The 26930-nt window shown below is 68.8% G+C and carries 23 protein-coding genes and 1 pseudogene; 11 read left to right on the top strand and 13 right to left on the bottom strand.

Annotation, left to right across the window (positions count from 1 at the left end; all coding sequences use genetic code 11):
• Window positions 1–77: 77 nt before the first annotated feature.
• Window positions 78–1373, bottom strand: coding sequence for an MFS transporter (locus OG801_RS20120; protein WP_406030835.1), 1296 nt, complete (start codon window positions 1371–1373; stop codon window positions 78–80).
• A gap of 229 nt (window positions 1374–1602) precedes the next feature.
• Here OG801_RS20120 and OG801_RS20125 point away from each other — a divergent pair, with 229 nt between their 5' ends.
• Window positions 1603–2082, top strand: coding sequence for a MarR family winged helix-turn-helix transcriptional regulator (locus OG801_RS20125; RefSeq protein ID WP_406030837.1), 480 nt, complete (start codon window positions 1603–1605; stop codon window positions 2080–2082).
• 49 nt (window positions 2083–2131) lie between these two features.
• Here the strand turns inward: OG801_RS20125 and OG801_RS20130 are convergent, their stop codons facing one another.
• Window positions 2132–3346 carry an acetyl-CoA C-acetyltransferase gene (locus OG801_RS20130; protein ID WP_406030839.1) on the bottom strand — a complete coding sequence of 405 codons (1215 nt, stop codon included), beginning with the start codon at window positions 3344–3346 and terminating at the stop codon, window positions 2132–2134.
• A gap of 136 nt (window positions 3347–3482) precedes the next feature.
• Between OG801_RS20130 and OG801_RS20135 the strand changes: the two genes are divergently transcribed.
• Complete coding sequence (locus tag OG801_RS20135; RefSeq protein ID WP_406030841.1) at window positions 3483–4325, top strand: acyl-CoA thioesterase; 843 nt, start codon at window positions 3483–3485, stop codon at window positions 4323–4325.
• A gap of 6 nt (window positions 4326–4331) precedes the next feature.
• Here the strand turns inward: OG801_RS20135 and OG801_RS20140 are convergent, their stop codons facing one another.
• The 4 genes from OG801_RS20140 to corA all read right to left on the bottom strand — a co-directional run bounded on the left by OG801_RS20140 (window position 4332) and on the right by corA (window position 8158).
• A complete protein-coding gene (locus tag OG801_RS20140) occupies window positions 4332–4877 on the bottom strand; it encodes a hypothetical protein (RefSeq protein ID WP_406030843.1) in 546 nt (181 codons plus the stop codon).
• Between the two features lie 94 nt (window positions 4878–4971).
• Window positions 4972–5931, bottom strand: a complete 960-nt coding sequence (locus OG801_RS20145) for a DUF389 domain-containing protein (protein ID WP_406030845.1) — start codon at window positions 5929–5931, stop codon at window positions 4972–4974.
• A 47-nt stretch (window positions 5932–5978) separates the two neighbouring features.
• A complete protein-coding gene (locus OG801_RS20150) occupies window positions 5979–7007 on the bottom strand; it encodes a magnesium transporter CorA family protein (protein WP_406030846.1) in 1029 nt (342 codons plus the stop codon).
• Between the two features lie 14 nt (window positions 7008–7021).
• Window positions 7022–8158 carry a magnesium/cobalt transporter CorA gene (gene corA / locus OG801_RS20155; protein WP_406030848.1) on the bottom strand — a complete coding sequence of 379 codons (1137 nt, stop codon included), beginning with the start codon at window positions 8156–8158 and terminating at the stop codon, window positions 7022–7024.
• A gap of 666 nt (window positions 8159–8824) precedes the next feature.
• Here corA and OG801_RS20160 point away from each other — a divergent pair.
• The 6 genes from OG801_RS20160 to OG801_RS20185 are packed head-to-tail and all read left to right on the top strand — an operon-like array spanning window position 8825 to window position 16558.
• Window positions 8825–8977 carry a hypothetical protein gene (locus OG801_RS20160; RefSeq protein ID WP_406030850.1) on the top strand — a complete coding sequence of 51 codons (153 nt, stop codon included), beginning with the start codon at window positions 8825–8827 and terminating at the stop codon, window positions 8975–8977.
• Window positions 8974–10638, top strand: coding sequence for a potassium-transporting ATPase subunit KdpA (gene kdpA, locus OG801_RS20165; protein WP_406030852.1), 1665 nt, complete (start codon window positions 8974–8976; stop codon window positions 10636–10638). The genes OG801_RS20160 and kdpA overlap by 4 nt, the downstream gene beginning before the upstream one ends.
• Window positions 10635–12707 carry a potassium-transporting ATPase subunit KdpB gene (gene kdpB, locus OG801_RS20170; RefSeq protein ID WP_406030854.1) on the top strand — a complete coding sequence of 691 codons (2073 nt, stop codon included), beginning with the start codon at window positions 10635–10637 and terminating at the stop codon, window positions 12705–12707. The genes kdpA and kdpB overlap by 4 nt, the downstream gene beginning before the upstream one ends.
• 2 nt (window positions 12708–12709) lie before the next feature.
• A complete protein-coding gene (kdpC, locus tag OG801_RS20175) occupies window positions 12710–13324 on the top strand; it encodes a potassium-transporting ATPase subunit KdpC (RefSeq protein WP_355021551.1) in 615 nt (204 codons plus the stop codon).
• 4 nt (window positions 13325–13328) lie between these two features.
• On the top strand, window positions 13329–15875 hold the full coding sequence (locus OG801_RS20180; RefSeq protein ID WP_406030856.1) for a DUF4118 domain-containing protein: 2547 nt from the start codon (window positions 13329–13331) through the stop codon (window positions 15873–15875).
• Window positions 15872–16558 (top strand): response regulator, encoded by a 687-nt coding sequence (locus tag OG801_RS20185; protein ID WP_406030857.1) that lies wholly within the window; start codon window positions 15872–15874, stop codon window positions 16556–16558. The genes OG801_RS20180 and OG801_RS20185 overlap by 4 nt, the downstream gene beginning before the upstream one ends.
• On the opposite strand, the gene OG801_RS20190 is transcribed toward OG801_RS20185, so the two are convergent.
• A complete protein-coding gene (locus OG801_RS20190; protein WP_355021554.1) occupies window positions 16534–16857 on the bottom strand; it encodes a hypothetical protein in 324 nt (107 codons plus the stop codon). The two genes, OG801_RS20185 and OG801_RS20190, sit on opposite strands and share 25 nt — an antisense overlap.
• Window positions 16858–17004: 147 nt before the next feature.
• Between OG801_RS20190 and OG801_RS20195 the strand changes: the two genes are divergently transcribed.
• Window positions 17005–18903 carry an amino acid transporter gene (locus OG801_RS20195; protein ID WP_406030859.1) on the top strand — a complete coding sequence of 633 codons (1899 nt, stop codon included), beginning with the start codon at window positions 17005–17007 and terminating at the stop codon, window positions 18901–18903.
• A gap of 16 nt (window positions 18904–18919) precedes the next feature.
• Here OG801_RS20195 and OG801_RS20200 read toward each other — a convergent pair whose 3' ends face one another.
• Window positions 18920–19291 carry a globin gene (locus OG801_RS20200; RefSeq protein WP_406030861.1) on the bottom strand — a complete coding sequence of 124 codons (372 nt, stop codon included), beginning with the start codon at window positions 19289–19291 and terminating at the stop codon, window positions 18920–18922.
• Window positions 19292–19377: 86 nt separating this feature from the next.
• Here OG801_RS20200 and OG801_RS20205 point away from each other — a divergent pair, with 86 nt between their 5' ends.
• Window positions 19378–19803, top strand: coding sequence for an OsmC family peroxiredoxin (locus tag OG801_RS20205; protein WP_355021556.1), 426 nt, complete (start codon window positions 19378–19380; stop codon window positions 19801–19803).
• 48 nt (window positions 19804–19851) lie between these two features.
• Here the strand turns inward: OG801_RS20205 and OG801_RS20210 are convergent, their stop codons facing one another.
• From OG801_RS20210 to OG801_RS20230, 5 genes and pseudogenes are all read right to left on the bottom strand, one after another.
• Window positions 19852–20802, bottom strand: a complete 951-nt coding sequence (locus tag OG801_RS20210; RefSeq protein ID WP_406030863.1) for a mechanosensitive ion channel family protein — start codon at window positions 20800–20802, stop codon at window positions 19852–19854.
• A gap of 73 nt (window positions 20803–20875) precedes the next feature.
• Window positions 20876–23797, bottom strand: a complete 2922-nt coding sequence (locus tag OG801_RS20215; protein WP_406036290.1) for a BTAD domain-containing putative transcriptional regulator — start codon at window positions 23795–23797, stop codon at window positions 20876–20878.
• Window positions 23798–23977: 180 nt separating this feature from the next.
• Window positions 23978–24157 (bottom strand): annotated as a pseudogene (locus tag OG801_RS20220) (multiprotein-bridging factor 1 family protein); the annotation flags it as partial.
• 105 nt (window positions 24158–24262) lie between these two features.
• On the bottom strand, window positions 24263–25357 hold the full coding sequence (locus OG801_RS20225; RefSeq protein WP_406030865.1) for a hypothetical protein: 1095 nt from the start codon (window positions 25355–25357) through the stop codon (window positions 24263–24265).
• An 86-nt stretch (window positions 25358–25443) separates the two neighbouring features.
• Window positions 25444–26376 carry a hypothetical protein gene (locus OG801_RS20230; RefSeq protein ID WP_406030867.1) on the bottom strand — a complete coding sequence of 311 codons (933 nt, stop codon included), beginning with the start codon at window positions 26374–26376 and terminating at the stop codon, window positions 25444–25446.
• Between the two features lie 256 nt (window positions 26377–26632).
• Between OG801_RS20230 and OG801_RS20235 the strand changes: the two genes are divergently transcribed.
• The gene (locus OG801_RS20235; RefSeq protein ID WP_355021561.1) at window positions 26633–26923 is read left to right on the top strand and encodes a hypothetical protein; all 291 of its coding nucleotides are present in this window, start codon (window positions 26633–26635) and stop codon (window positions 26921–26923) included.
• Window positions 26924–26930: the final 7 nt, after the last annotated feature.

Below are 26930 nucleotides of genomic sequence, written 5' to 3' on the forward strand. Positions count from 1 at the left end.
CCGCGCCGAGTCGGCGCGTCCTGACCAAACCCAGCGCCGAGTCGGCTCGTCACAACGAGCCGACTCGGCGCGGTTTGTCACAGGGTTGCGGGCTCCTGGGTCGCTGCCGGGCGTACGCCGTTCACGGCGGGGGTGATCCGGCGCTCCAGGCGCATCGAGGCAGCGACGATGCCGACACAGCCGACCACCATCAGGGCGATGAATGCGGTCGACTGGCCGTGCTCGAGCAGGAAGCCGGCCAGGATCGGGCCGATGATCGCCCCGGTCTGGAACGAGGCCGAGTTGATCGCGTTGTAGCGCCCGCGCAGATGGTCGGGCGCCATGTCGTTGGTCAGGGCCGGGTAGGCCGACTGCATCAGCGTCTCGCCGAGGGCGAAGAAGATGCCCTGGAAGGCGACCACGCCGACGATGGCCGCGACGGAGCCGGGCACCAGGCCGGTCGCCCCGAACACCACCCAGGCCAGGCCCCAGATCGCGGCGGTGGCGACGAGCACTCGCGTGCGCCGCCGTCCGCTGACCCGGTTCATCACCCAGAACTGGGCGAGCACGATCACGGCGCAGTTCACCACGAACGCGAACCCGATGACCCGGGTGGAGACCTCGGCGATCTGACGCGAGTAGGCCGGGAACCCGCTCTCGATCTGGCCATAGCCCAGGGTCGAGAGCAGCACCCCGATCACCACCAGCCAGATGACCTCGGGACGGCGCAGGATCGTGGCGTACGACGCGGTCGCGTCGGGCTCGTCGGCAGCAGGTCGCGCGGCGCGGCCGTGCAGATGACGCAGGGGGCCGAGCAGGACGAGGGCCGGGATCGTGAAGGTGGCGGCGTTGGCGAGGAAGGCGTAGGTGAACGTCTCGGGCCGGCTCACGTCGATGAAGAGCCCGCCGATGACGCCACCGATGCCGATGCCGAGGTTGATCAGCGCGAAGTTCACCCCGTAGTAGCGCTGCCGCAGCTCACCCTCGACCACGGTGGCGACCAGGGCGTTGGCGGCCGGCCAGGACACGCCGGCCTGGACGCCCAGAAGGCACAGTGCCGCACCGGCGAGCACCGGGGTGGTGGCGAAGGCGAGCATGACGTCGCCGGCGATCGCACAGACCAGACCGCCGAGGATGACGGGGCGGGCACCGTACTTGTCGATCAGGCTGCCCGCCGGGCCGGTGACGATGAAGCCGACGATGGCGATCAGGCCCATCAGGGTGCCGGCGAGACCGAGGTCGAAGCCGCGTACCTCATGCAGGTAGATGATCGTGAACGGCAGCGTCATGCCGCGACCGAGGAGCTGGATCGCAACCGTCGACAGGAGCCAGCGGCCCTCGCGTGGAAGTGCGGCTATGAAGTCACGGAGACCGAGAGCAGGGGGAGTCGACACCGCACAATCTTCGCCTCTACCCGGAGCCGTGGCGAATTGTTTCTAAGGGACTGTGAAGGCTCGGGCCGATCCAATGCCCGGGCTAAGGTCCCGCCTCATATTGCCGTTGGTCCCGGCTGTTTCAGGGCTCTCGTCCCGGGTGCGAATCGAACCTTCGGTGACAACTTCCTCGCCGTTAAGGGGTGCCAGTGCATGGAACAGCCCGTGGACAGGGCTAACGTAATGCCCCGTGGGTGATGAGACTCGGTGGCTGGATGAGGAGCAACAGCGCTCGTGGCGTGCGCTGATGATGGGGATGACCCTGCTCGATGACCGCCTGGACGCCGATCTACGCACCCGCTTCGACATCTCGCTCCCGGAGTACGAGATCCTGGTCCGCCTCTCCGAGAACGACGGCGCCATGCGGATGGCTCAACTGGCCGACTCGCTGGCCCACTCGCGCTCCCGGATCACGCACACGATCACCCGGATGGAGCGTGCCGGGCTGGTCGAGCGCCGCAACTCGGCCGACGACGGCCGCGGTGTCGTCGCGACCCTCAGCGACCGCGGCTTCGAGCTGCTGCGCGAGGCGGCTCCGGTCCACGTCACCGGCGTACGCGACTACCTCATCGATCTGGTCAGCGAGGAAGACTTCGCGGCTCTGGGTCGCGTGATGAACGCCGTCTCCGACCACCTGATCAGCGACCGCCCCGGCATCGAGATGCGCTGACTCCCGCCGAGTCGGCTCGTCATAACGAGCCGACTCGGCGGGAGTTGTGTCAGATGCGCTCGAGGATCATTGCCATGCCCTGGCCACCGCCGACGCACATGGTGATCAGACCGGTGGTCTTGTCGTGCCAGTCGAGGCTGTTGAGCATGGTGTTCTGCAGGCGCGCGCCGGTCATGCCGAAGGGGTGACCGACGGCGATGGCGCCGCCGTTGATGTTGAGGCGGTCGATGTCGATGCCGAGGTCCTGGTAGGACGGGATCACCTGGGCCGCGAACGCCTCGTTGATCTCGACCAGGTCGATGTCGCCGATCGACATGCCGGCGTACTTCAGCGCGTTCCGGGTCGCCTCGACCGGGCCGAGGCCCATGATCTCGGGGGAGAGGCCGGAGACGCCGGTGGACACGATCCGGGCCAGCGGGGTGACGCCGAGCTCGGCGGCCTTGGTGTCGGACATGACCACGACGGCGGCGGCGCCGTCGTTGAGGGCGCAGCAGTTGCCGGCGGTGACGGTGCCATCCTCGCGGAAGACCGGCTTGAGGCCGGAGATGGCCTCCAGGGTCACGCCCGCGCGGGGGCCGTCGTCGGCCGAGACGACGGTGCCGTCGGGGGTGGTGACCGGGGTGATCTCGCGGGCCCAGAAGCCGTCGGCGATGGCCTTCTCGGCGAGGTTCTGGGAGCGTACGCCGAACTCGTCCATCTCGTGGCGCGAGATGCCGCGCGAGGTGGCGAGGTTCTCAGCGGTGTGGCCCATCGCGATGTAGACGTCCGGCAGCAGGCCGTCCTGGCGCGGGTCGTGCCACTTCTCGTTGGACGCGGCGGTCGCGGTGGTCCGCGACTGGGCGTCGTCGAAGAGGTGGTTGACGGTGTCGGGCAGGTGGTCGGAGGTGCCCTTGAAGAAGCGGGACACCGTCTCGACACCGGCGGAGACGATGATGTCGGCCTCGCCGGCCTTGATCGCGTGCAGCGCCATCCGCGAGGTCTGCACCGAGGAGGAGCAATAGCGGGTGATGGTCGCGCCGGGCACCTTGTCCCAGCCGTTCAGCACGGAGACCACGCGGCCCATGTTGTTGCCCGACTCGCCGCCCGGCAGACCACACCCGAGCAGCAGGTCGTCGATGTCGTTGGGGTCGAGGCCCTCGACCTTGCCGACGGCTTCCTTGGTGATGAGTGCCGCAAGGTCGTCGGGACGGAAGTCCTTCAGAGATCCCTTGTTGGCTCGCCCGATCGGGGTGCGGGCGGCGGCGACGATGACTGCCTCAGGCATGAAGACTCCCGGTTACTGATGAGTAGGTAGAACTGTGGTCGACACCATACTCGCCCGGACAGCGTCTGGTCGCCAGGCCCAGTGCCCAAGATCATCTGGAAGGATCGGTCACGTGCGCCACCTCTACGAATGCCCCATGCGTTGGGCCGACCTCGACATGCTCGGCCACGTCAACAACGTCGTCTACGTCGACTACCTCCAAGAGGCGCGCGTGGACATGCTGCGCACGCACGCCCGGAGCCCGCAGACCCAGGGCCTGGCCGAGGGAGTCGTGGTGGCCAGCCACCAGGTCACGTACGTCGCCCCGCTGCTCTTCGACTTCAAGCCGGTCTACGTCGAGTCGTGGGTGACCGACATCCGGGCGGCCAGTTTCACGATGGCCTACGAGATCTTCCGCGACCAGCCCGACGGCACCCGCAAGGTCTTCGTGCGGGCGAGCACGGTCCTGGCGCCGTACGTCTTCGCCACCGAGTCGCCGCGCCGGCTCAAGCCTGAGGAGAAGGCCAACCTTCAGCCGTACCTCGAGGCCGACCCCGAGGGATGGTCGCCGAAGCCGCTCGCCCTGGGCGAGCCGAAGCGGCTCGAGGACGGGCGCTTCCCGCTCTTCGTCCGCTTCTCCGACGTCGACGCCTACGGGCACGTGAACAACGTGAAGTACTTCGAATACTTCCAGGAGTCGCGACTGGCACTCATGATGCGGCTCAGGTCGCACCACGGCATCGAAGGCTGGCCGTCCGTCGTGGTCGCGCAGACAGACGTCACCTACCACGCGCCGGTCCTGGCTCGCTCGGAGCCGTACGACGTGTGGAGCTACGTCTCCCGGCTGGGCACCAAGTCGATGACGATCGAGTCCGAGATCGCCGACGGAGACCTCAGGCTCGCCCGCGGGCAGGTCACGCTGGTCTTCTACGACCTGGAGTCCGGGAAGGCCATCGAGCCCAGCCCGGAGGTGCGTGCGGCCGTCGAGAGCGTGCTCTAGGCAGGCTCAGTCGCGCCGGTCGTCATCGTCGCAGTCGTCGCGGCGGTCGTCGTGGTGCTCACGTCGGCAGTCGTCGTCGCTGTCGCGGTCGCCGTACCAGCCGTCCGCGTCGGCCCACTGACTCCAGTCCCAGCCGTCCTGGGTCGCGGTGAAGTCCTGCCCGGGCATGGCCGGGACCTGACCTGGGGTCTCGCCCGACTTCTCGCGGCCGCGCGTCTTCCGGGCGCTCAGCGTGCTGGCCTCGGTGGGCTGCTTCGCGTTCGGCGCCGAGTCGGGCGGCGCGAGCAGGTCGCGGGAGGCGAGCTGGGTGGCGAGCGAGGCGTCGGGGGGAGGGGGCAGCGTGCCGACCGAGGTGTCCTCGGCGGCGTCGACGGGCTCGGGCGGACCGGTCGGGCCATCGGCGAGCCGGGTCTGCAGGCCGGTCGCCTGGTGCGCGGGACGGCTCGACTGGTCCGGTCCGATCGACCGTATCCCTCCGATGAGCAGCGCCATCGCGACGAGGGCGACGACTGCAAGCCCGACTCCGACGATAGCCCGCTGAATTGCCCGCATGCGTCCTCCGAGAGCGCTCTGGTCAACCAAATGTTCTGCTTGAGTCCAGTAGCCTCCCAGTGCTTGCGTCAGTTGTCGAGAAGCGGGACCTTTGTCAGCGTTTCCTGAGCCGCGCGGCCAACAGCGCGCGGCGTTCGGAGACGCGCTGCCACACGTGCTGCTGGATGAGGAGGGTCAGCCAGCCGGCGAGTGCCATGCCTGCGACGTTGACGACGAGCTGCAGGGTGCTGCCCCAGATCTCCTCGCCGAGCCCGAAGGCGAGGCCCAGGGCCACGTTGGCGGCCGCCGGGATGGTGGTGACCGAGATGAAAACGCCGGACAGGTTGCCCGCCCGGGCCGAGGTCACCGCGAGCACCCCGGCGGCGGCCGCGATCAGCGCGACGATGAAGGACCACTTGTCGGGGGTGTAGATGAAGGCCGTGCCCGGTCGCTCCGCGGTGACGTTCGCGGCCGTGATCCAGCCCAGCCCGCGGGCGACGAGCGCGGCCAGCGTGGTCATGGCGATGCCGACCGCGAACCCCACCAGCAACGTACGCAGCGACTGGCCCAGCAGCCCGAAGCGGCGGCGCACCAGGGCGACGCCGAGGGCGGCGATCGCGCCGAACTCGGGTCCGATGACCATCGCCCCGATGACCAGGATCTGGGAGTCGAGGACGATCGCGATGCCGGCCAGCATCGTGGCCAGGCTGATCAGGCTCAGGAAGGTCCAGTTGGTCTCGGAGTCCTCGTAGGCCCGCTGGGTGACGTCGGCCCACACGACCGAGTCGGCGCTGCTGCCCGGGGCGAGGTGGTCGGCGACCAGGCCGGCCTCGGACATCCACGTCTGGACGGGCTCGACATGGAGGCTGCCCTCCTGGGGCACACCTAGGTCGCGGAGCTGGTCGATGATGTCGTTGGCCGCCTCCCTGGCGACCGCGGCGAGCACCACATCGCCCTCCGGGCGCAGCGAGGCGCCCGGCAGGGACGAGAGCTCGCTGACGGCGGGGTCGGTGGTGAGGATCTCGAGGACCGCGGGTGTCAGGCGCGTCGGCGAGGTGATCCGCAGCTGCAGCATGGGCACATTGTGGCCCAGGCGTTCGTCGTCGAGCCCGGCCCCCCGGGTCACAGCCAGCGTCTGGCCTTGAGCAGCACGTACAGGACGATCGCGGCGACCACGATGATGCCGCTCGAGACGATGAAGCCGCTGAACTGACCGAACCCGGGGTAGGGGACGTTCTGACCGAAGAAGCCGGTGACCAGGGTGGGGGCGGCGATGATGGCGACCCACGCCGAGATCCGGCGCATGTCGTCGTTCTGCCGCACCGAGGTCGCGGCCAGCTCCTCGGTGGCCAGCGCCAGGTGAGTGCTGGTGCGAGCCTGGTAGAAGTCGATCACTCCGCGGACGAACTCGCCCTGCCCGTCGGCCATCGTGCGCACCATGTCGAACCGGTCGGCCAGCTCGGCCGCTCGTGCCGCCAGGCCTGCGACCGGCCCGGTCCCGCGCCGCGCGACCGCGCGACACGTCTCCGCGCTGTGCGTGGCGATGGTGCGTACGGTCAGCAGCGCGTGGCCGACCTGGAACAGGTCCTCCAGGAGGGTCGCCGGATCGTCGTCGGGGTCGTCGTCGGTGACCTGCTGCTCGATCCGTCCGGACTCGCGGGCGAGGTCGGCGACGAGCTGCGTCTCGCGGCGGATCATCGACGAGGCGATGGCGTGGGACAGGTCCCAGGACGTACGGAGGTCGACCTCGCCCTTCAGGAGCCGCCGGCGCACGTTGTCGGTGTCGATGTGTGCCACCTCCGGGGCGACGACCGGGTTGACCGGCCCGTGCACGGTGACCAGGTAGTTCGCGCCGATGAACTGGTCGAGCTCGACGTAGTGCACGTGGCCGCCGGTCCCGAGCTTTGGAGCGTGCAGCACCGTGAAGACGTGGTCGCTGTAGAAGTGGAACTTCGAGATGTGGTTGCGGGCCATGCAGTCGCCCAGAGCGAGGGCGTGGAAGGGGAACCACTGTCTGAGCTGCTCGGATGCCGCTTCGTCGCACTGTGGCACGTCGATCCACACCACGGTGTCCGGCTCGTCGAGCAGATCGGGGACCTCCTTCGGGGCGTGCTCGGTGAGCCCGGTCGGGCGCAGTGCGTAGACCATCATGTGGGGGCCTCTCCTCAGATCCAGTTGCGGCGGCGGAAGAGGATATAGAGGACCACGTTGACGGTCAGCATCAGCCCGAGCGCCATGAAGTAGCCGTAGCGCCACTGCAGCTCGGGCATGAAGTCGAAGTTCATCCCGTAGACCGTGCCCACCAGTGTGGGAGCGAACAGGATCGCCGCCCAGCCGGAGATCTTCTTGACCTCGTCGTTCTGCTGCACGCTGAGCTCGCTGAGCGCCTTCATCTCCTCGTTCTGCTGCTGGGCGACGAGGGTGGCGTTGACGGTCAGGATGTCGCGCAGCAGGTTGCGGAACTCGTCGATCTGCTCGACGGTTCCGATCACGTGGTCCTCGACGTCGCGCAGGTAGCGCTGGAGCTCCTCGTCGGTGCGGTACTTGGAGAACCCGGCGGCCAGGGAGCGTACGACGCCCAGCAGGGGTCGGGTCGCCCGCTGGAACTCGACCACCTCGCGGGAGAGCTCGTAGATGCGACGGGACACCTGGGTGTCGCCGCGGAACATCTCGGTCTCGATCTCGTCGATGTCGTTGGCGAGTCCGGCCACCACCGGCGCATAGCCGTCGACGACGCGGTCGAGGATGGCGTACAGCACCGCCTCCGGGCCGAGCCTGAGCAGATCGGGATTGCTCTCCATCCGGCGGCGCACCGGGGAGAGGTCGGGCTGGGTGCCGTGGCGGACGGTGAGCACGAAGTCGGGACCGACGAAGAGGTGCAGCTCGCCGAAGTCGATGTTCTCGGTCTCGTCGACGTACCAGGCTGCCCGCAGCACCACGAACAGCGTCTCGTCGTAGCGCTCGATCTTCGGTCGCTGGTGAGCCAGGATGGCATCCTCCACGGCGAGCTCGTGCAGGCCGAACTCCTCGGCCAGCGAGGCCAGCTCGTGCTGGTTGGGCTGGTAGAGACCGATCCAGGCCATTGCGTCGTCGTGGTCGCGGAGCGAGCGGTACGTCTCGGCCAGCGTCGAGGGGGAGTCGACCCGGTCGCCGCCGACGTAGACGGCGCTGTCGATCACGCTGCCACGAGTCATGGGTGTCGGCGTCGAGGCCCGACCGCCTCCGCCATGCAGCGGCAGCGTCGCCGGCGGGTCGGAACGGCGCTGCTTGGTGAAGGGGCGCAGGAACGGGTGCTCGGACATGATGGCCTCCCAGATGGTGCGAGCGGGATCGCGACGCGGGAACGCGACGCACCAGCCCGGCACGCTCTCAGGTGGGCCGGACCGGTCAGGGCGAGGTGGTACTCGGAGGTTGGCCGTCCATCTCAGCCACCTCCTGTTCCTCGCTCGCGGTAGCAACCGACTGCCTGTTGTGTCCGCGCGGAGCCTCGTCCGCGCCGGGACATCGTACGGCGGGCCTGCTCGCCGCAGGTAGTCGCCGGGGCGTCAGTAATGCGTCAAGGTGGACGCCACCGGCGTCAGCGATGTGTCAATCGGACCGGGGACGAGGCGGGTGGCCCCTAGCGTCGCGGGGTGTGTCTCTACGAGTCTCAGTCAAGCGTTCCTGGCGTTCTGGTCTGTCGATCCGCGCCGGTTGTCGAGAAGGTGTCCGTGTGATGGCGGGGCCTGAGTACGGCGGGGTCCTGGTGGTCGCCGCCGCGGCCGCCTTTGCCGTCGCCTTGAGCCTGCTGATGCGAGTTCTCCTCTACTAGGCCGCGCCAGCCACGAGCGCCGGACGTACTCGGGTATGTCCGGCGCGAGGCAATTTCTGTGGCACCAGGTCAAGGATGCGTCAATCGGACGGCGTACGTCGTCAGGGAACCGTCAAGGTGGGCACTCCAAGGCTCCGAGCGGGGATGCAATGGAGTCGTGCTAGATCTCGTCTACATCCTCATCACGCTGGTGTCCTTCGCAGGGCTCGCCGCGCTCGTCGGTCTCATCGACCGGCGGTTGGGCCAGCCCTCCGACACCGACACCGGCGCCACCCCCACTGAGACCGAGCCGCGGGCGGTGAGCCGATGAGCTCCGTCGTCGCCGCCGTCCTGCAGATCGTCGTCCTGATCGCAGCGCTGGCCGTCGCGGTTCCGCTCCTGGGCCGCTACCTCGCCCACATCTACACCAGCCCGAAGCACCTGCGTGCCGAGAAGGTCGCCTACCGGGCGCTCAAGGTCGACGCCGAGGCCGACCAGCACTGGCGCTCCTACGCGATGTCGGCACTGGGCTTCTCGCTGGCCGGGATCCTGTTCCTGTTCGCCTTCGGGCGGCTGCAGCAGTGGCTGCCGCTGGACGGCGGCTTCGACCCGCTGCCCAGCGACGGGGCCTGGAACACGGCCGTCTCGTTCGTGACCAACACCAACTGGCAGTGGTACTCCGGTGAGGCGGCCACTGGCCACCTGATCCAGATGGCCGGGCTCGCGGTGCAGAACTTCGTCTCCGCCGCGGTCGGTCTCTCCGTCGCCGCGGCCTTCGCGCGCGGGCTCGCCCGCACCCGCAACCAGGGAAGGATCGGCAACTTCTGGGTCGACCTGGTGCGTACGACGGTTCGGGTCCTCCTGCCGGCAGCATTCGTGGTCGCGATCGTGCTGGTCGCGGCCGGGGCGGTGCAGAACCTGCACTCCGTGCACGAGATGACCACGCTGACCGGGGGCACCCAGCCCCTGACCGGAGGTCCGGTGGCCAGCCAGGAGGCGATCAAGGAGCTCGGCACCAATGGCGGCGGCTTCTACAACGTCAACTCCGCCCACCCCTTCGAAAACCCCAACCCGTTCACCAACCTGCTCGAGATCTGGGCGCTGCTCGTGCTGCCGTTCTCGATGGCCTGGGCCTTCGGCCTGATCGTCAAGGACAAGCGCCAAGGGGGCGCTGTCCTGGCCACCATGGGCACCCTCCTCACCGTCGGCATCACCCTGCTGACCTGGGCGGAGATGGCCGGCCCCGGCACCGCTCCGCAGCTCGCCGGAGCCGCGATGGAGGGCAAGGAGACCCGCTTCGGCGAGGCCGCCACGGCGCTCTTCGCCGCCGCCACCACCGGCACCTCGACCGGTGCCGTCAACGGCATGCACGAGAGCCTGACCGCGCCCGGTGGCGGCGTCGCGCTGTTCGGGATGATGCTCGGCGAGATCGCGCCGGGCGGTGTCGGCTCCGGTCTCTACGGCATGCTCATGCTCGCCGTGGTCACGGTGTTCCTGTGCGGCCTGATGGTGGGACGTACGCCTGAATACCTCGGCAAGAAGATCAGCCGCGACGAGATGGTGCTGGTCGCGGTCTACATCCTGACCACCCCGATCCTGGTGCTCGTCGGCGCCGCGATCGCGCTGACCGCTCCGGCAGGGCTGGCCGGTCTCTCGACCGACGGTCCGCACGGCCTCTCCGAGGCGTTGTACGCCGTCACCAGCGCCGCCAACAACAACGGCTCCGCCTTCGGCGGGATCACCTCGGGCACGCCGTTCTGGAACACGCTGCTCGGGTTGCTGATGCTGTTCGGCAGGTTCGTCCCGATGATCTTCGTGCTCGCCCTGGCGGGCCGGTTCGCGACCGCCAACCGGCTGCCGGACAACGCCGGCACCCTGCCCACCCACCGCCCGCTCTTCGTAGGCCTGCTGACCGGCGTCGCGCTGGTCGTCGTCGGCCTGACCTTCGTCCCGGCTCTCATGCTGGGCCCGATCGTGGAGTCCCTGTCATGACCCAGACCCCAGTACGTACCCCTGAAGAACACACCGAGCACGCCACCCGTGTCGAGGCGGCACCGTCGGTGCTCACGACCAAGCAGATCGCCGAGGCGGTGCCTGGTGCGCTGCGCAAGCTCGATCCCCGCAAGCTGGTGGCGACGCCCGTCATGCTCGTGGTCGAGATCGGTGCGGCCGCCACGACCGTCATGTCGGTCCTCGACCCGTCGGTGATGGGCTGGTTGGTCACCGTCTGGCTGTGGCTCACCGTCGTTTTCGGTTCCCTGGCCGAGTCCGTCGCCGAGGGCCGTGGCAAGGCCCAGGCGGCCAGCCTGCGTTCCCTGCAGACCGAGACTTCCGCGCGCCGCCTGAAGGGTGGCCTCGGCGGTGCCGAGGAGGTCGTCGCCTCCACCGGCCTACGCGCCGGCGACGTCGTCGTGGTCGAGGCCGGCGAGCGGATCCCCGGCGACGGCGACGTCATCGAGGGGGTCGCGAGCGTCGACGAGAGCGCGGTGACCGGCGAGTCCGCTCCGGTGATCCGCGAGTCCGGCGGCGACCGGTCGGCGGTCACGGGCGGCACCCTGGTCCTCTCGGACCGGATCGTCGTCCGGATCACCTCCGACCCGGGCCACTCCTTCGTGGACCGGATGATCGCCCTGGTCGAGGGCTCGGAGCGGCAGCGTACGCCGAACGAGATCGCGCTCAACGTGCTCCTGACCAGCCTGACCGCGATATTCGTGGTCGTCTGCTGGAGCCTCTACTACCTGGCCGGCTACTCCGGTGCGCACCAGTCCTGGCTGGTCCTGACCGCGCTGCTGGTCTGCCTGATCCCGACCACCATCGGCGCGCTGCTGAGCGCGATCGGCATCGCGGGCATGGACCGGCTCGTACGCCGCAACGTCCTGGCGATGTCGGGAAGGGCCGTCGAGGCGGCCGGTGACGTCGACGTGCTCCTGCTCGACAAGACCGGCACGATCACGTACGGCAACCGGCAGGCGTACGAGGTCATCCCGGTCACCGGCACCACGTTGACCGGGGCCGAGAACGCGGCCGTCCTGGCCAGCCTCTCCGACCAGACGCCCGAGGGTCGCAGCATCCTGACACTGGTGGGGCGCTCGATGGGTGGGCCGGCAGAGGCCACCATGGTGGAGTTCTCCGCCATGACCCGGATGTCCGGCTTGGACAGCCCCGGCCTGAGCGTACGCAAGGGCGCCGCCTCCGCGGTGACGGCCTGGGTCAAGGAGAACGGCGGCCAGGTGCCCCCGGAGACCGCAGTGATCGTCTCGGAGATCGCCGAGACCGGTGGCACGCCGCTCGTCGTCGCCGAGCACCGCAACAGCGACCCGGCTCGGGTTCTGGGCGTCGTACATCTCAAGGACGTCGTCAAGGACGGCATCCGCGAGCGGTTCGACGAGCTGCGCGCGATGGGCATCAAGACGGTGATGATCACCGGCGACAACGCGGCCACCGCCGCGGCCATCGCCAAGGAGGCAGGGGTCGACGACTTCCTCGCCGAGGCCACCCCGGAGGACAAGCTGGCACTGATCCGCAAGGAGCAGCGCGGGGGTCGGATGGTCGCGATGTGCGGCGACGGCACCAACGACGCGCCCGCGCTCGCGCAGGCCGATGTCGGTGTCGCGATGAACACCGGGACGACCGCGGCCAAGGAGGCCGGCAACATGGTCGACCTCGACTCCGACCCGACCAAGCTGATCGACGTGGTCGAGATCGGCAAGCAGCTGCTGATCACCCGGGGCGCACTGACCACCTTCTCGGTGGCCAACGACGTCGCGAAGTACTTCGCGATCCTGCCGGCGATGTTCGTCGGCGCCTTCCCCGCGCTGGACGTCCTCAACATCATGCGGCTGTCCTCGCCGGAGTCGGCCATCGTCTCCGCGGTGGTCTTCAACGCGCTGATCATCATCGCGCTGATCCCGCTGGCGCTGCGCGGCGTCCGCTACCGGCCGTCCTCGGCCTCCGCGCTGCTGCGCCGCAACCTGCTGCTCTACGGGGTCGGCGGCCTGATCGTGCCGTTCGTCGGGATCAAGCTGCTCGACCTCGTCATCTCCCTCATCCCAGGACTGTGAAAATGTCTGATCTCTTTGCACTGCTACGTCACTCGCTCGCCGGGCTCCGCGTGCTCATCGCCGCGACCCTGCTGTGCGGGATCATCTACCCGCTGGTCGTCACCGGCGTCGCCCAGGCCGCCTTCGGCTGGCGTGCCGACGGCTCCCTGGTCACCGAGTCCGGCTCGCACACCAACGACCCCGCCGAGGCGGTCGGCTCGGCCCTGATCGGGCAGGGCAACGACGACGAGGGGCTCTTCTACCCGCGTCCCAGCGCGGCCGGCGACGGCTGGGACACGCTGTCCACCTACGGCTCCAACCTCGGGCCGGAGGACCCGGACCTGGTCAAGGCGATCACGGAGCGCCAGCGCGAGATCGCCGCGCGTGAAGGCGTCTCGGTCGACCAGGTCCCCGCCGACGCCGTCACCACCTCCGCATCCGGCATCGACCCAGACATCTCGCCGGCTTACGCAGCCATCCAGGTGTCCCGGGTCGCCCGGGCCAACGGGCTCTCGGAGGAGCAGGTGAAGTCGCTCGTGACCGAGAACACCGACGGCCGTACCTTCGGGTTCCTCGGCGAGTCGCGGGTCAATGTGCTCGAGCTCAACATCGCGGTGCGCGCGGAGAGGGTTGAATAGGGACGTGCAGACCACGTCAACGGACGGGCGGTCCCCGCGAAAGCGGGGCCGCCTGACCGTCTATCTCGGAGCCGCGCCAGGCGTCGGCAAGACGTACGCCATGCTCGGCGAGGCGCAGCGGCGCCAGGCGCGGGGGACCGATGTGGTGGTCGGGTTCGTCGAGACCCACGACCGCAGCAACACCGCGCGCCAGATCGAAGGACTCGAGGTGATCCCGCGCCGGGAGATCGACTATCGCGGGGCGACCTTCACCGAGCTCGACGTGGAGGCGGTGATCGCCCGCGACCCGAAGGTGGTCTGCGTCGACGAGCTCGCGCACACCAACGTGCCCGGCAGCCGGCACACCAAACGAGCCCAGGACGTCGAGCAGATCCGTGCGGCCGGAATCGACGTGATCACCACCGTCAACATCCAGCACCTGGAGTCGCTCAACGACGAGGTCGAGCGGATCACCGGCGTACGCCAGCGGGAGACCGTGCCCGACGAGGCGGTCCGCACCGCCGACCAGATCCAGCTCGTCGACATGGCGCCCGACGCGCTGCGGCGGCGGATGGCCCACGGCAACATCTACAAGCCCGAGAACATCGACGCGAGCCTGACCTCCTACTTCCGGGTCGGCAACCTGACCGCGCTGCGCGAGCTGGCGCTGCTGTGGCTCGCCGACCGGGTCGACGATGCGCTCGGCGACTACCGCCGCGAGCACCGGATCGAGCACCCCTGGCCGACCAAGGAGCGAATCGTGGTCGCGGTCACCGGTGGCCCGGAGTCGGAGACGCTGCTGCGGCGAGCGGCTCGGCTGTGCCAGAGGGCGAAGGGGTCCGAGCTGCTGGCAGTACACGTCGTCACCGCCGATGGGCTGGCCAGGCCGGAGGCCGGGTCGATCGAGCGCGTCCAGGCGCTGACGGCGTCGTTGGACGGCACCTTCCACAGCGTGATCGGCGAGGACGCGGCGACCGCCGTCGTCGACTTCGCGACCGGCGCCAACGCCACGATGATCATCGTCGGCGTCTCCCGTCACGGGCGGTTGCGAAGGCTCTTCACCGGCACCACCGGAGACCGGATCGCGGCCGCGGCCGGCTCGATCGACGTACACCTCGTCACCCACGACGAGATCGCCCGCGGCTCGCGGGTCCGAGGCGGCCTCGGGTCACCGCTCAGCCGCACCCGGCAGACCCTGGGGTGGATCAGCGCGCTCCTGGTGCCCTCGGCCCTGGTCTGGCTGCTCCACAACGACGGCATCGAGGGCGACATCTCCAACCAGCTCCCGCTGGCCAGCATGCTGCTGCTCGCCGCCACCGTCCTGGTCGCGCTCGTGGGTGGGCGCTGGCCGGCGGTGGTCGCCGCCCTGGCCGGGTTCCTCCACCTGAACTGGTGGTTCACCCAGCCCGTACGCCGCTTCACCATCGCCGAGCCACGCAACCTGGTGATGTTGGTGATCTTCGTCGCGGTCGCGGTCGGCGTCGCCACCGTCGTCGACCGTGCCTCGCGGCGAGCTGCCGAAGCACGCCAGGCCAGGGGAGAGGCGGCGACGATGGGTGCACTGTCCCGTTCGGTGCTCACCGGCCAGGACACCGCCGAGGCGATCGTGAGCCGGGTGCGTGAGACCTTCGCCCAGCAGGCGGTGGTCCTGCTGGAGGAGACACCCCAGGGGTGGGTGCGGCTGGCCGGTGCCGGGATCGGCTATCCGGCAGACCCGGACCAGGGTGACGCCCAGGTCGCCGTCGACGACACCCACGTGATCGTCCTTCGTGGCACCCCGCTGCGGGCGAGCGATCGACGGGTCCTGGAGGCTTTCGCGGTCCAGACGTCGCTGGTGCTGGAGCATCGGCGACTGCGCGACCAGGCCGACCGCGCCCTCGCCCTGGAGCGGGCGGAGCAGACCTCGACCGCTTTGCTTCGCGCGGTCTCCCACGACCTGCGCACGCCGCTGGCCACGATGCGTGCCGCCCTCGACGGCCTGCTCGTGGGCAGGGTGCCGGAGGAGGACCGCAAGGAGCTCGTCGAGTCGGCGGCGACCTCAGCCGACCAGCTCGAGGCGCTCATCGACAACCTGCTCGACCTCTCCCGGGTCGAGGCAGGTCTGGTGCATCCCGCGATGCGGGACGTCAGCCTGGAGGAGTCGCTGCCGATGGCGGTCGCCGGCCTGCCTCCCGGATCGATCGCCTTCGAGGTGGGCGAGGACACCCCGCTCGTACGCACCGACTCAGGCATGCTCGAGCGCATCGTCGCCAACCTGGTCAGCAACGCGGTCCGGGTCAGCAGGCAGGGGCCCAACGCCGGCGAGCCGGTGCGCGTCCTGGCGCACGAGACACCGGAGACTGTGGAGGTGATGATCGTCGATCGTGGACCTGGGGTTCCCGAGGACCAGCGGGAGCGGATGTTCGAGCCGTTCCAGCGTCTCGACGACACCTCGGCCGGCGGGCTGGGGCTCGGTCTGGCCGTGGCCAGGGGCCTGAGCGAGGCACTGGGCATCCGGCTGTCGGCCGACGACACCCCCGGCGGCGGCCTGACCATGGTCGTCGCGGTGCCGCGCGCGAGGAGTGTGCGATGAGTCGCGTACTCGTGGTGGACGACGAGCCCGCCCTGCTGCGGGCGCTCGCCATCAACCTGCGCGCCGCCGGCTGGGAGGTCGAGACGGCGACGGACGGCCGCTCGGCGCTAGCCGCCGCCGCGGCGACCCACCCCGACGTCGTCCTTCTCGACCTCGGGCTCCCGGACCTGGACGGCACCGAGGTGATCGAGGGGTTGCGGGGCTGGACCCAGGTGCCGGTGGTCGTGCTCTCCGCCCGTCAGCACGGCGACGACAAGGTCGAGGCGCTCGACCTCGGCGCCGACGACTACGTCACCAAGCCGTTCGCGATGAACGAGCTGATGGCGCGGCTGCGAGCCGCCGTACGCCGCTCCCAGGAGTCCGCGCCCCCAGCCGCGACCACCCTCGCCGTCGGTGACCTGGAGATCGACTTCGCCCGCAAGCGGGTGCACAAGGCCGGGGACGACGTACGCCTCACCCCGACCGAGTGGTCCTTCCTGGAGCTGCTCGCCCGCAACGTGGGCCGACTGGTTCCGCGCGAACAGATCCTCAAGGAGGTCTGGGGTCCCGCCTATGCGCGCGAGACCCACTACCTGCGCGTCTACGCCGCCCAGCTGCGCCGCAAGCTCGAGGACGACCCTTCGCATCCGCGCTACCTGGTCACCACCTCGGGGGTCGGCTACACCCTCGACCCGGGGGAGTAGAGCGAGGCCACGACCCCCAGGGCCAGGAGCAGCGCCAGGTGGCGCAGGTCGCTGGCGGTGAAGGTCAGCTGACCGCCGGTGTTGACCGCGAATCCGGTGACCAGCCCCCAACCGGTCAGCGCCAGCAGCAGGGCGTACGGCATGGTCAGCGTCAGCGCGGCCCCGGTGCTCAGTGCGACCATGGTAATCAGCCAGGCCGAGAAGCCGACGCCGGCGACGGTGAGGACGGCCGTGGCCACCAGCAGCGTGGCGGCGGCCGCTCCGGCGCGTACAGCCGTGACCTTCTCCAGCAGCTCCATATCCCCAGCGTGCGCCCGTGATCGGGCCCCGGTGGCGGTATGGACGCTCCTCTGACACCCGCCTCGCGGAATCTTGACGGAATCCTTACGCCTTCCTGTGGGGCTGGGATGCCGCATCCGGGCCGCCCGGCCTGAAGAATTGATCGGGTGACCGCAGTGACCACGGCGAGCAGCGCCCCCGGCGCGGCAGAGCCCACCGAGACCCACGAGAAGAAGCACTCGTGGTGGCAGGTGATGTGCCTGACCGGTGTCGACTACTTCTCGACCCTGGGCTATCAGCCGGGCATCGCGGCCCTCGCCGCCGGCCTGCTCTCGCCGATCGCGACGCTGGTCCTGGTCGGGCTGACCCTGCTCGGTGCGCTCCCGGTCTACCGCCGCGTCGCGGCCGAGAGCCCGCATGGTCAGGGCTCGATCGCGATGCTGGAGCGGCTGCTGTCCCGCTGGGGCGGCAAGGCGTTCGTGCTCGCCCTGCTCGGCTTCGCGGCCACCGACTTCATCATCACGATGACCCTCTCCGCCGCCGACGGTGCCGCTCACATGGTCGAGAACCCGCTCTTCCCGTCCGCCTGGCACGGGCACAACATGCTGATCACCCTGGTGCTGCTGGCGGCACTCGGGGCCGTCTTCCTCAACGGCTTCAAGGAGGCGATCGGCATCGCCGTCGGCCTGGTGGCCACCTTCCTCGTGCTCAACGCGATCGTCATCGCCGTCGGTCTGGTGCACGTGTTCAGCAACCCCAGCGTCTTCACCAGCTGGAACGACGCCCTCTTCGTCGAGCACGGCAACATCACCACGATGATCGCCGTCTCGCTGCTCGTCTTCCCCAAGCTCGCCCTCGGGATGAGTGGCTTCGAGACCGGCGTCGCCGTGATGCCGCAGGTCAGAGGCGAAGAGAGCGACACCGAGGAGCGCCCCGCCGGACGGATCCGGGGCACCAAGAAGCTCCTCACCACGGCCGCGCTGACGATGAGCGTCTTCCTGATCGCCTCCTCCTGGGTGACCACCCTGCTGATCCCGGCCGAGGCGTTCGAGGAGGGCGGCGAGGCCAACGGCCGGGCACTGGCCTACCTCGCGCACGACTACCTCGGCAGCGCGTTCGGGACGGCGTACGACGTCTCCACCATCCTCATCCTGTGGTTCGCCGGCGCCTCTGCGATGGCCGGCCTGCTCAACCTGATCCCGCGCTACCTGCCGCGCTACGGGATGTCACCGGAGTGGGCGGCAGCGACCCGGCCGCTGGTGGTGACCATCTCGGCCGCAGCCTTCCTGATCACCTGGATCTTCGACGCCGACGTGGACGCCCAGGGCGGGGCGTACGCGACGGGTGTGCTGGTTCTGATGCTCTCCGCCGCGGTGGCGGTGACGCTGGCCGCGCACAAGGCCGGTCAGCGGGTCCGGACGGTCCTGTTCGGCCTGATCGCGGCCGTGTTCGCCTACACCACGGTCTCCAACGTGATCGAGCGTCCCGACGGGGTCAAGATCGCCGCCTGCTTCATCGCCGCGATCATCGGGGTCTCCCTGGTCTCCCGGATCATGCGCTCCTTCGAGCTGCGGGTGACCGGCGTCGAGCTGGACAAGAAGGCCGAGACGTTCCTGCGCGAGTGCGCGCGCCGCAAGATCCGGCTGATCGCCAACGAGCACGAGGGCACCGAGGGGCCGGAGGAGTACGAGGACAAGCTGCGCCAGATGGTCCTCGACAACGACCTGGCCGACGACGGGGACACCATCTTCGTCGAGGTGCTCGTGACCGACCCGTCCGACTTCGAAGGCACCCTGAAGGTACGCGGCGAGGTCACCGGACGCCGACGGGTGCTGCGGCTGGAGGCACCGGCGGTGCCCAACGCGCTGGCCGCCGTCCTTCTCCACGTCCGCGACGTCACCGGCGTGGTGCCGCACATCTACTTCGAGTGGACCGAGGGCAACCCGGTCACCAACCTGCTGCGGTTCCTGTTCATCGGGGTCGGCGAGGTCGCCCCGACCACCCGAGAGATTCTGCGGCGCGCCGAGCCGGACCGGAGCCGGCGGCCGCACGTGCACGTGGGCTGACGGATCGGCCCGGGGTTCAGCTCGGGGTGTTGATCATGAAGTTGGCGGCATGCTCGGCGTACGCCCAGAACTGCGCGTCCTGCTCCGGGGTCAGCCCGGCGGCATCGAGGCCCTCGCGGAAGTGCTGGAGCCAGCGGTCTCGGGCCTCCGAGGTGACCTCGAACGGGGCGTGACGCATCCGCAGGCGCGGGTGGCCGCGCTGCTCGGAGTAGATCGTCGGGCCGCCCCAGTACTGAGCCAGGAAGAGCGTCAGCCGCTCCTGCGCCGGACCGAGATCCTCCTCGGGATACATCGGCCGCATCAGCTCGTCGGTCGCCACGCCCTCGTAGAACTTGGCCACGATCGTGCGGATGGTGTCCATCCCGCCGATCTCCTCATAAAACGTCACTGAGCCATTCTTCCACGCGGGTCCGCGCTCGCCTGCCGTGGCAGGATCGGGGGCGTACGCATTCACACGAACTTTGGGAGATAACGATGGCCACCACCCGCACCGCCACCACCGTCTGGGAGGGCTCGCTCTTCGAGGGCGCCGGCAAGGTGACGCTGGACTCCTCCGGCCTGGGGACCTACGACGTCACCTGGGTGGCCCGCTCGCAGGAGCCCAGCGGCAAGACCAGCCCCGAGGAGCTCATCGCCGCCGCCCACTCCTCCTGCTTCTCGATGGCCTTCTCCAACGGCCTGGCCGACAACGGCACCCCGCCGACCAGCCTGCAGACCAGCGCGGACGTCGAGTTCACCCCCGGCAAGGGCATCACCGGCATCAAGCTGACCACGCGTGGTGTGGTCGAGGGCCTCGACAACGACACCTTCGTCCGCCTCGCCGAGGCGGCCAAGGCCGGCTGCCCGGTCAGCCAGGCTCTCGCTGGCACCACGATCACCCTCGACGCCGCCCTCGCCTGAAATGTGGTGATGCCCCGACCTCGGCCGGGGCATCACTGGCGGCGTACGTCAGGCTTTGGCCGTCTCCTCCTCGGAAGCGGCCGCCTTCTCGTCACGGTGCCAGATGACCCGCTGCGGGAAGGGCATCTCGATGCCCTCGTAGTCGAGGCGAGCCTTGATCCGCTGGCGCATCTCGCGCGCGATCCCCCACTGCTTGAGCGGCAGGGTCTTGATGAGCACCCGCACGGTGATGGCGTCGGCGGCCAGCGCCTCGACGCCGGTGACCTCGGGTTCCTCGATGATCTGGCCCTTGAACTCCTCGTCGACCCACAGGTCGTGGGAGACCTCGCGCAGCACGCGCTGCACCTTGTTGAGGTCCTCGTTGTAGCCGACGCCGACGTCGATGACGGCGCGGGCCCAGTTCTGGCTGTGGTTGCCGACGGTGAGGATCTCGCCGTTGGGGATGTACCAGACCGTGCCGTCGAGCGAGCGCAGCCGGGTGATCCGCAGCGTCACGGCCTCGACGGTGCCGCTGATGTTGTTGACCTCGATGCTGTCACCGACGCCGTACTGGTCCTCGATGATCATGAAGATGCCGGACAGGTAGTCCCGCACCAGCGACTGGGCGCCGAAACCGAGCGCCAGACCGACGATCCCGGCCGAGGCGATGATGGGGGCGATGTTGATGCCGAGCTGGTCCAGGATCATCGTGGCGAAGATCGCGACCATGACGCCGGTGACGACGCTCTTGAACAGCGAGCCGATCGCCTGGGCGCGCTGACTGCGGCGCGATGACGCGACGCTGGCCTCGCCTCCGTCGGCCATCTTGGTGATCTTGCCGCTCAGCCCGGGGGCCTCCACGGCGCGGACGACGACCTTGTCGATCACCCGGTGCAGGATCCAGCGGAGCACGATCGCCAGCAGGATCAGGCCGGCGATACGCAAGGGGATGCCGATCACCCAATTGCCGAGCGTCGACCAGGAGACCGAGATCAGTGGGGGGTTCGGGGGGATGGACATGGGTTCCAGTATCCAAGCCGTTCAAGCTCGACGGCCAATCCCCGCCCGGGCATCGGGCGCGACGCGACGGTCATCACGGCGGCTGCTCCTCTTCGAGGATTGCGGCAAGTCGAACGCACGCTTCCTCGATCGCGCGATAATCGTGGCTACGTACGAGGTCGGAGGATCGCTGGAGCTCCGAGTGGGTCTCTCCCCACTCTCCAAGGTGGGCAAGTGCGTCGGTGAGTGCAACCCGGGCGCGGGCCTCGTGGAACCGGTAGCCATGGCGAACGGCAAGTCCGATGGATGCACGAGCGAGTTGGGCCGCGTGCTCGTGCGAGCCCGCCGCGCTGGAGGCGATCGACAGGGTGCACGCGGTCATCGTTGTCGCCCTCGGGTCGTGGAGGGCCGAGGCAAGGGTGTGGGCACGGGTCGCAAGCCGTACGGCTTCGCGAGAGTCTCCACGATCCAGCTCCAGACGACTCAACTCGTCCAGTGTCGACAGCTCGCCCCGCCGGTCGCCGAGAGCCACGAACTCACGAAGGACATCGGTCAGCTCGGCCTCGGCGCCGGTGGCGTGACCCATCAGCCTGATTGCGCTGGCCAAGTTCCCCCGGTTGGTCAGTACCGTGTGACGTCGGCCGATGGCGCGATTGATGTCGATCGCGCCGCGGAAGTAGTCGGCAGAGTCCTCGAAGTCGGCGCGCTCGAGCGCGAGCATGCCCAATCCATTGAGGATGGTGGCTCTGACACCGCTCATCTCTCCCTCGGCCGCTGACGCCGCATCGGCCAGCCAAGACTCTGCCTCCCCGAACGACCCGCGCTCGAACTGGTACCACCCCACGACGTAGGACGCGTACGCAGCAATCTCCCACTGGCCGTTCGCCCGTGCCAACCGTGTGCACTCGGCAGAGTCGGCCAAGAACTCCTTCTCACGACCTAAGGCTTCCGCGGCCTGGCAGCGGCACAGCAGCATCATTGCCTCGGCGTCCTTGTCCTGAGCTGCGCGGGCGGCCTCGAGCCCGGCGCTCGTGATCCGGTCCCACCAATCGACGCCGCCACGCATGACGAAGTACGACCGAAGCTGATCTGCCATGGCCCACGCTGCATACCGCGTCGCTGGGCGCTGGACGGCCCGCTCGGCCAGGATCACCATCGCTCCGACTTCTCGCTCGAGCCATGCCATCGCGCTGTGTTCGTCCTGGAACGGGCCGGGGTCATCCAGGTGCCCCCGCAGCCGCACCGACCTCGGATACGTCAGATCGATCGCGGCCGTGACGCGATCGACGTACCACCGGAGGAGGCGGGCACGGGCATCGAGTTCGTCGTCGCTCGTCTCCAAGAGCCTGCGCGCATAGAGACGCAACAGGTCGTGGGCCTGGTAGCGATCCGGCACGTACTGCATCATCATGCTGGCGTCGAGCAGTTCTTCGAGGCCCAGTTCGGCCTCGGCCGGGTCACAGCCGAGCAGGACGGCGACTGCTTCCGCATCCACGTCAGGACCCGGATGGACGGCGCAGAGCCTGAAGACATCTCTCGCTCGTGCACTGAGGTCCGCATAACCGGCCTGGAAGGTCGCCAGTACGCTCACGTCGCCTGCGGCCAGCTCCTGAAGCCGCTGGCTCTCGTCACGGAGGCGGCCGGCCATGTGCGCGATGGTCCACGTGGGGCGACTCGCCAGCCGCGCACCGGCGATCCGTAGCGCAAGTGGAAGATATCCGCAGGCAGCGGCCAGCCTTTCGGTGTCGCCCGGCTCTGCCGCTGCTCGCGCGGAGCCCGCAGCTGCGGCGATCAAGGCACATGCGTCGCCCGGTGAGAGCGGGGTCAGCTCCTGGGTGACGGTGGCGTGGATCTGCGGGAGCCGTCGCCGGCTCGTGGCGATCACGTTGCAGCCGCTGACGCCAGGAAGCAGCGGCATCAGCTGCGCTCCGTCGACGACGTTGTCAAGCACGATGAGCATCGAGCGATCGGCCAGCTCGCTGCGGAACAGGGCAGCCATTTCCACCTCGTCACGACCGATCCGGCGCTGAGGCACCCCAAGTGCCCTGAGGAACCTGGCCAGGACCATCCGCGGTGGCACGGTCGCTCCGGCATCGCCCCGCAGGTCGGCGTACAGATGTCCGTCGGGATACCGATGGGCCAGGCGGTGGCCGAGCGTGAGTGCGAGCGCCGTCTTCCCGACGCCGGCTGGTCCGACGATGAGCGCGACCACCGGGGTGCGACGCCGTTCGGGTTCGGACAAGGCACGTTCGACTCGACTCGCCTCGGTGTCACGTCCTACGAGGGTCAGCGGACGTGCTGGCAGCTGCTGGGGCTTCTCGCGGACACTGGTCCGCGGCGTCGCCGGTTCCATCTCGTTCCGGAGAACGCTTGCGAGGGCGTCCTGAAGAGCGGAGCCGGGGCGCACTCCCAGCTCGTCGTCGAGTCGGCGGCGAATGGAGTCGTACCGCGCCAGCCCCTCGGCGCGTCGCCCGGCCGATCCCAAGACAGCGATCAGCCGGGCGTGTAGACCCTCATCCAGCTCGTGATGTGCAGCCGCCGACCGCAGCTCGGGCAACGCCAGCTCCGGGGTTCCGTGACGAACGGCGGCGGACGCGTACGCGTGAATCGTTTGGAGATGCTCATTGTCGAGAGCCGCAGCGAGCGGACTCTGACGTAGTTCCTCGAGATCAAGGTGCCCACGCCACAGTCGCAGGGCGTCGCCCAGGGCCGCCAACGAGCTTTCCGGGCTCTGCGTGGTGGCGGTGGCGACCAAGTGCCGAAAGCGGGTGATGTCGAGCCGGTCGCGATCGATCTCGAGTCGGTAGCCGGCTGCGATAGGGAAGATGAGTCGCTCTCCGGGCAGCTCGATCTGGTGGCGTAGACGTGTGATGTGGCTGCTCAGCCGTGCGGGTGCCGCTGCTGGCGGTGCGTCACCCCACATCAGGTCGATGAGTTCGTGTCTCTCGACCGGCTGGCCAGGGGTCAGGGCGAGGCGGGCGAGCAGCAGTCGCTGTTTCCTCGACGTCAGCAGCACAGGACTCCGGCCGCGGTTGGCCTCCAACGGCCCGAGCACGTTGATCGTGACGCGGCCGTCGGCGCGAGGTCTGGTCGGCGTGGAACCGGGTGTGGCTTCAGCCCCGCCGCCGAACCGCAGCAGCTCATCCTCGGTCACACCCAAGGCCGCCGCGATCCGGGTGACCGTCGCGGGTCGGGGTCGCCTGGTGCGGCCCTGTTCGACGTCACGGATCGCAGCGACGCTGACGCCCGCCTGGTGTGCGAGCTCGTCCTGGGTCAGGCCACCGGACTCGCGATGGAACCGCAGCAAACCACTGAAGTCCCGTGACGAGGGACGTTCGAGTGATGGTGGTGGCCCACCGTCGGAAGCCCGATCCACGCGCGAATCATAGCGGCGGCCGGTCCGGGCCGACGGCGCTTCGCAGATGCCGAGGGGCCTGCCGATCCTCGGGAGGATCGGCAGGCCCGGGTGAATGTTCCCGGATCAGTAGCCGATGTTCTGCTGGGCGTGGGCCTTGGTCGCGTTGAGGTAGGTGCTGGACGCGATCGTTCTCGGACCCCACGTATCGGTGGTCACGGAGCTGTACCAGTCGTTCTCGTTGTAGACCTCGAAGTAGTAGATGGTCTTGGGGTCGGTCTCGGAGGCCCACTTCGCCCCGCGTCCGACCTGGAAGTGGCCGCCGTGGTCGTACTTCAAGTACGGGAAGTACGCCTTCTTGAGCATCACGTGCTCGATGATCGGGGCCTTGCGCGAGCGAGCGTTCGGATTGCCGCCGAAGTGGTTCCAGTGCTTGTCGTACCAGGTCGCCGTGTTCCACGAGCTGACGGAGCCGACGATGTAGGAGTTGACGTAGTTGTCCCATGTCGTGCTTGAGTTGGTCGTCGACACCAACGCCGAGATTCCGGTGCCTGATCCTGCCGTCGTGCCCAGGATGTCTGCCCACACGTTCTGGGTGTCCTTCACGCCGTCGTCGCCCGGGTCGCCCCAATCAATCGACTGCATCGTGGCAGGCCCGCAGTAGTAGGTCTTCCCCTGCTTGGTCTGGTACCCGGTCATGATCGTGTACGGCCCACCCACAGCTGCCTGCGTCCCGACGTCGGCCTGGCCGAAGTCGCCGGACTGCGTGAGTTCGGTCCGAAGACGCTCGGTGCGGGCCTTCTCGACGCCGGCAAGGGCGACGTCGATCTCGTCCTGCTCAGCCTTGATCCGCTCCGCATCGGACATCTCCAGCCGGGTCCGTACCCAGTCCGCCGTCGACATGGCGCCGGTCGGATCCGACACCGGCGCGGCGTTCGCAGCGTTGGCGAGTCGCTCGTAGCTCGGGTCGACGTCGACGAACCCGAGCCCGATGCAGTAGCGCTCGGTCGCCAGGTCCACACACCGGTTGAGCTTGGTGACCTGGTCGAGCGTGGAGAGCTCGGCCAGTTCCGCGCTGCTCGGCGAGGTCGCCGCGACCTCCGCCGCGATGGCCGAGGTGTCGAGGGTGCCGACATCCGTCGCATGCGCCGGGGCCGTCGACGCGAGTGCGCCGAGGCTCATCAGTGCGGTCATACTTGCGACCGCTTGGGGGATATTCATGAGCTTCCTTCCTGTTCGACATTGCTTTCGCCCGAGTCCGGATGGTCCCCGGGACGTTGATGCAGCGCAGCAAGCGCTGTCGGTGCTCACGCCGAGTCGAGGACCGCGAAGGTCAGCGACTCCTCGTGCCCGTCGATGTCATCGACACGTGTCGACAGCCAACGTCCGTCGGCGCACTGCAGCTCGCCTGGTAGTCGTTCGTCCTGCGGACCCCATACGGTCTGCACGCCGGACCCGCGCGTCCAGCGCTCGATCCGGTGGCCGAGCCCGTCGACCTCGATCCAGTAGAAGCTCGACCCGCAGCCGACAAGTGTGTCGGTCACCATCGGACCCAGCGCACTCCTGCGGTCGCCGGCGAGGACGTAGCCGAGAGAGGTCGGGAAGCTCTCACTCGCCGGATCCGTCTCGTCCCAAGCGACCAGGCCATCGGCGATCGCCGAGCTCCAGCCCAGGCAGCGCTTCGTGATGGGTACTTCGCGCGTCGGGTTCGATCCGTCGACGAGGAGACTCTTGCAGCGATCGTCGGTTCCTGGGGCAACAACCTCGGAGTACGTGGTCTCCTTCTGGCCGAGCGCGAGGTCTCCGAGAACGGCGCCCGGCCGGGCACAGCGCGGTGTGGCGAGCTCCGCGGTGGCAAGATCCAGACTCTGCTGACAGATGCTGGTGATTGCTCGCCCAGTCATGAAGGCCACACGGCCGAAGTCGGCCGCCATCTCGGGTTGGCTGGGCTGCAGGGGGATCTCGATCTCTTCGCCCGTGGAGAGATCCCAGGCCCTCAGCTCGATCCTCTTGGCCGTCTCGTTGATCTCCTCGACGACGAGGAAGTGGCGTGTCAGCCAGACGTCCTGGAGGATCCAGTCGCCACCGCGTGACGTCCACTCCAGGACTTCGTCATGCGCCTTGTCGGAGACGGAGAGCTTCTGCCGCTGGCCGACATCCTCCCTGTCATCCCACACCGCGACGTAGTCGGTGGTGAACTCCGCGGACCACATGCCCTTGGCCCGCGGAGCGCTCAGCACCACCTGCCACGGTTCTCGAGAAACGCCGAACTCGCCCTCAGCTGCACCCTCGGCGCGATCCTCGGCGCGGACGTCACGCGAATCACTCTCAGGTGTGGCCGAGGAACAGCCCGTGAGGCTGAGGAGCAATCCTGCGACTGCAACTGCAACTGCGGCTCGTCTCGTCGACATGCCATTGACGGTATGGAGCATCGTGCGCGTGCCAATGCCCGCACCGAGTCCGTACTACGGGACCTACGCCGTTAGTATCTGACCCGTGAGCAACCAGATCCTGCGCCGCGCCGGCCTCCTCGGCGCCTCCGCCTCCGCCGCCGTCGTCGCCTCTGTTGCTACCGCCGGCCCCGCCAGCGCCGAGGTTCCCAACGGCTGGCCGGTCGCCGAGGACATGACCGCCTCCGGTCTGCTCCTGCTCATCCTGCTCATCCCGGTGATCCTGATGGTGGTCATCTCCCTCCTCGTGCTCCTGCCGGGTGTGTTCCGCGGCGAGGGGCTGCTGCCCAAGCCCCACAAGGCAGACGACGACAACCTCCCCGCCGCGACGCACTGACCCTTCG

The organism is Nocardioides sp. NBC_00163, from assembly GCF_045206295.1.
In the GTDB taxonomy this organism is placed as follows: domain Bacteria; phylum Actinomycetota; class Actinomycetes; order Propionibacteriales; family Nocardioidaceae; genus Nocardioides.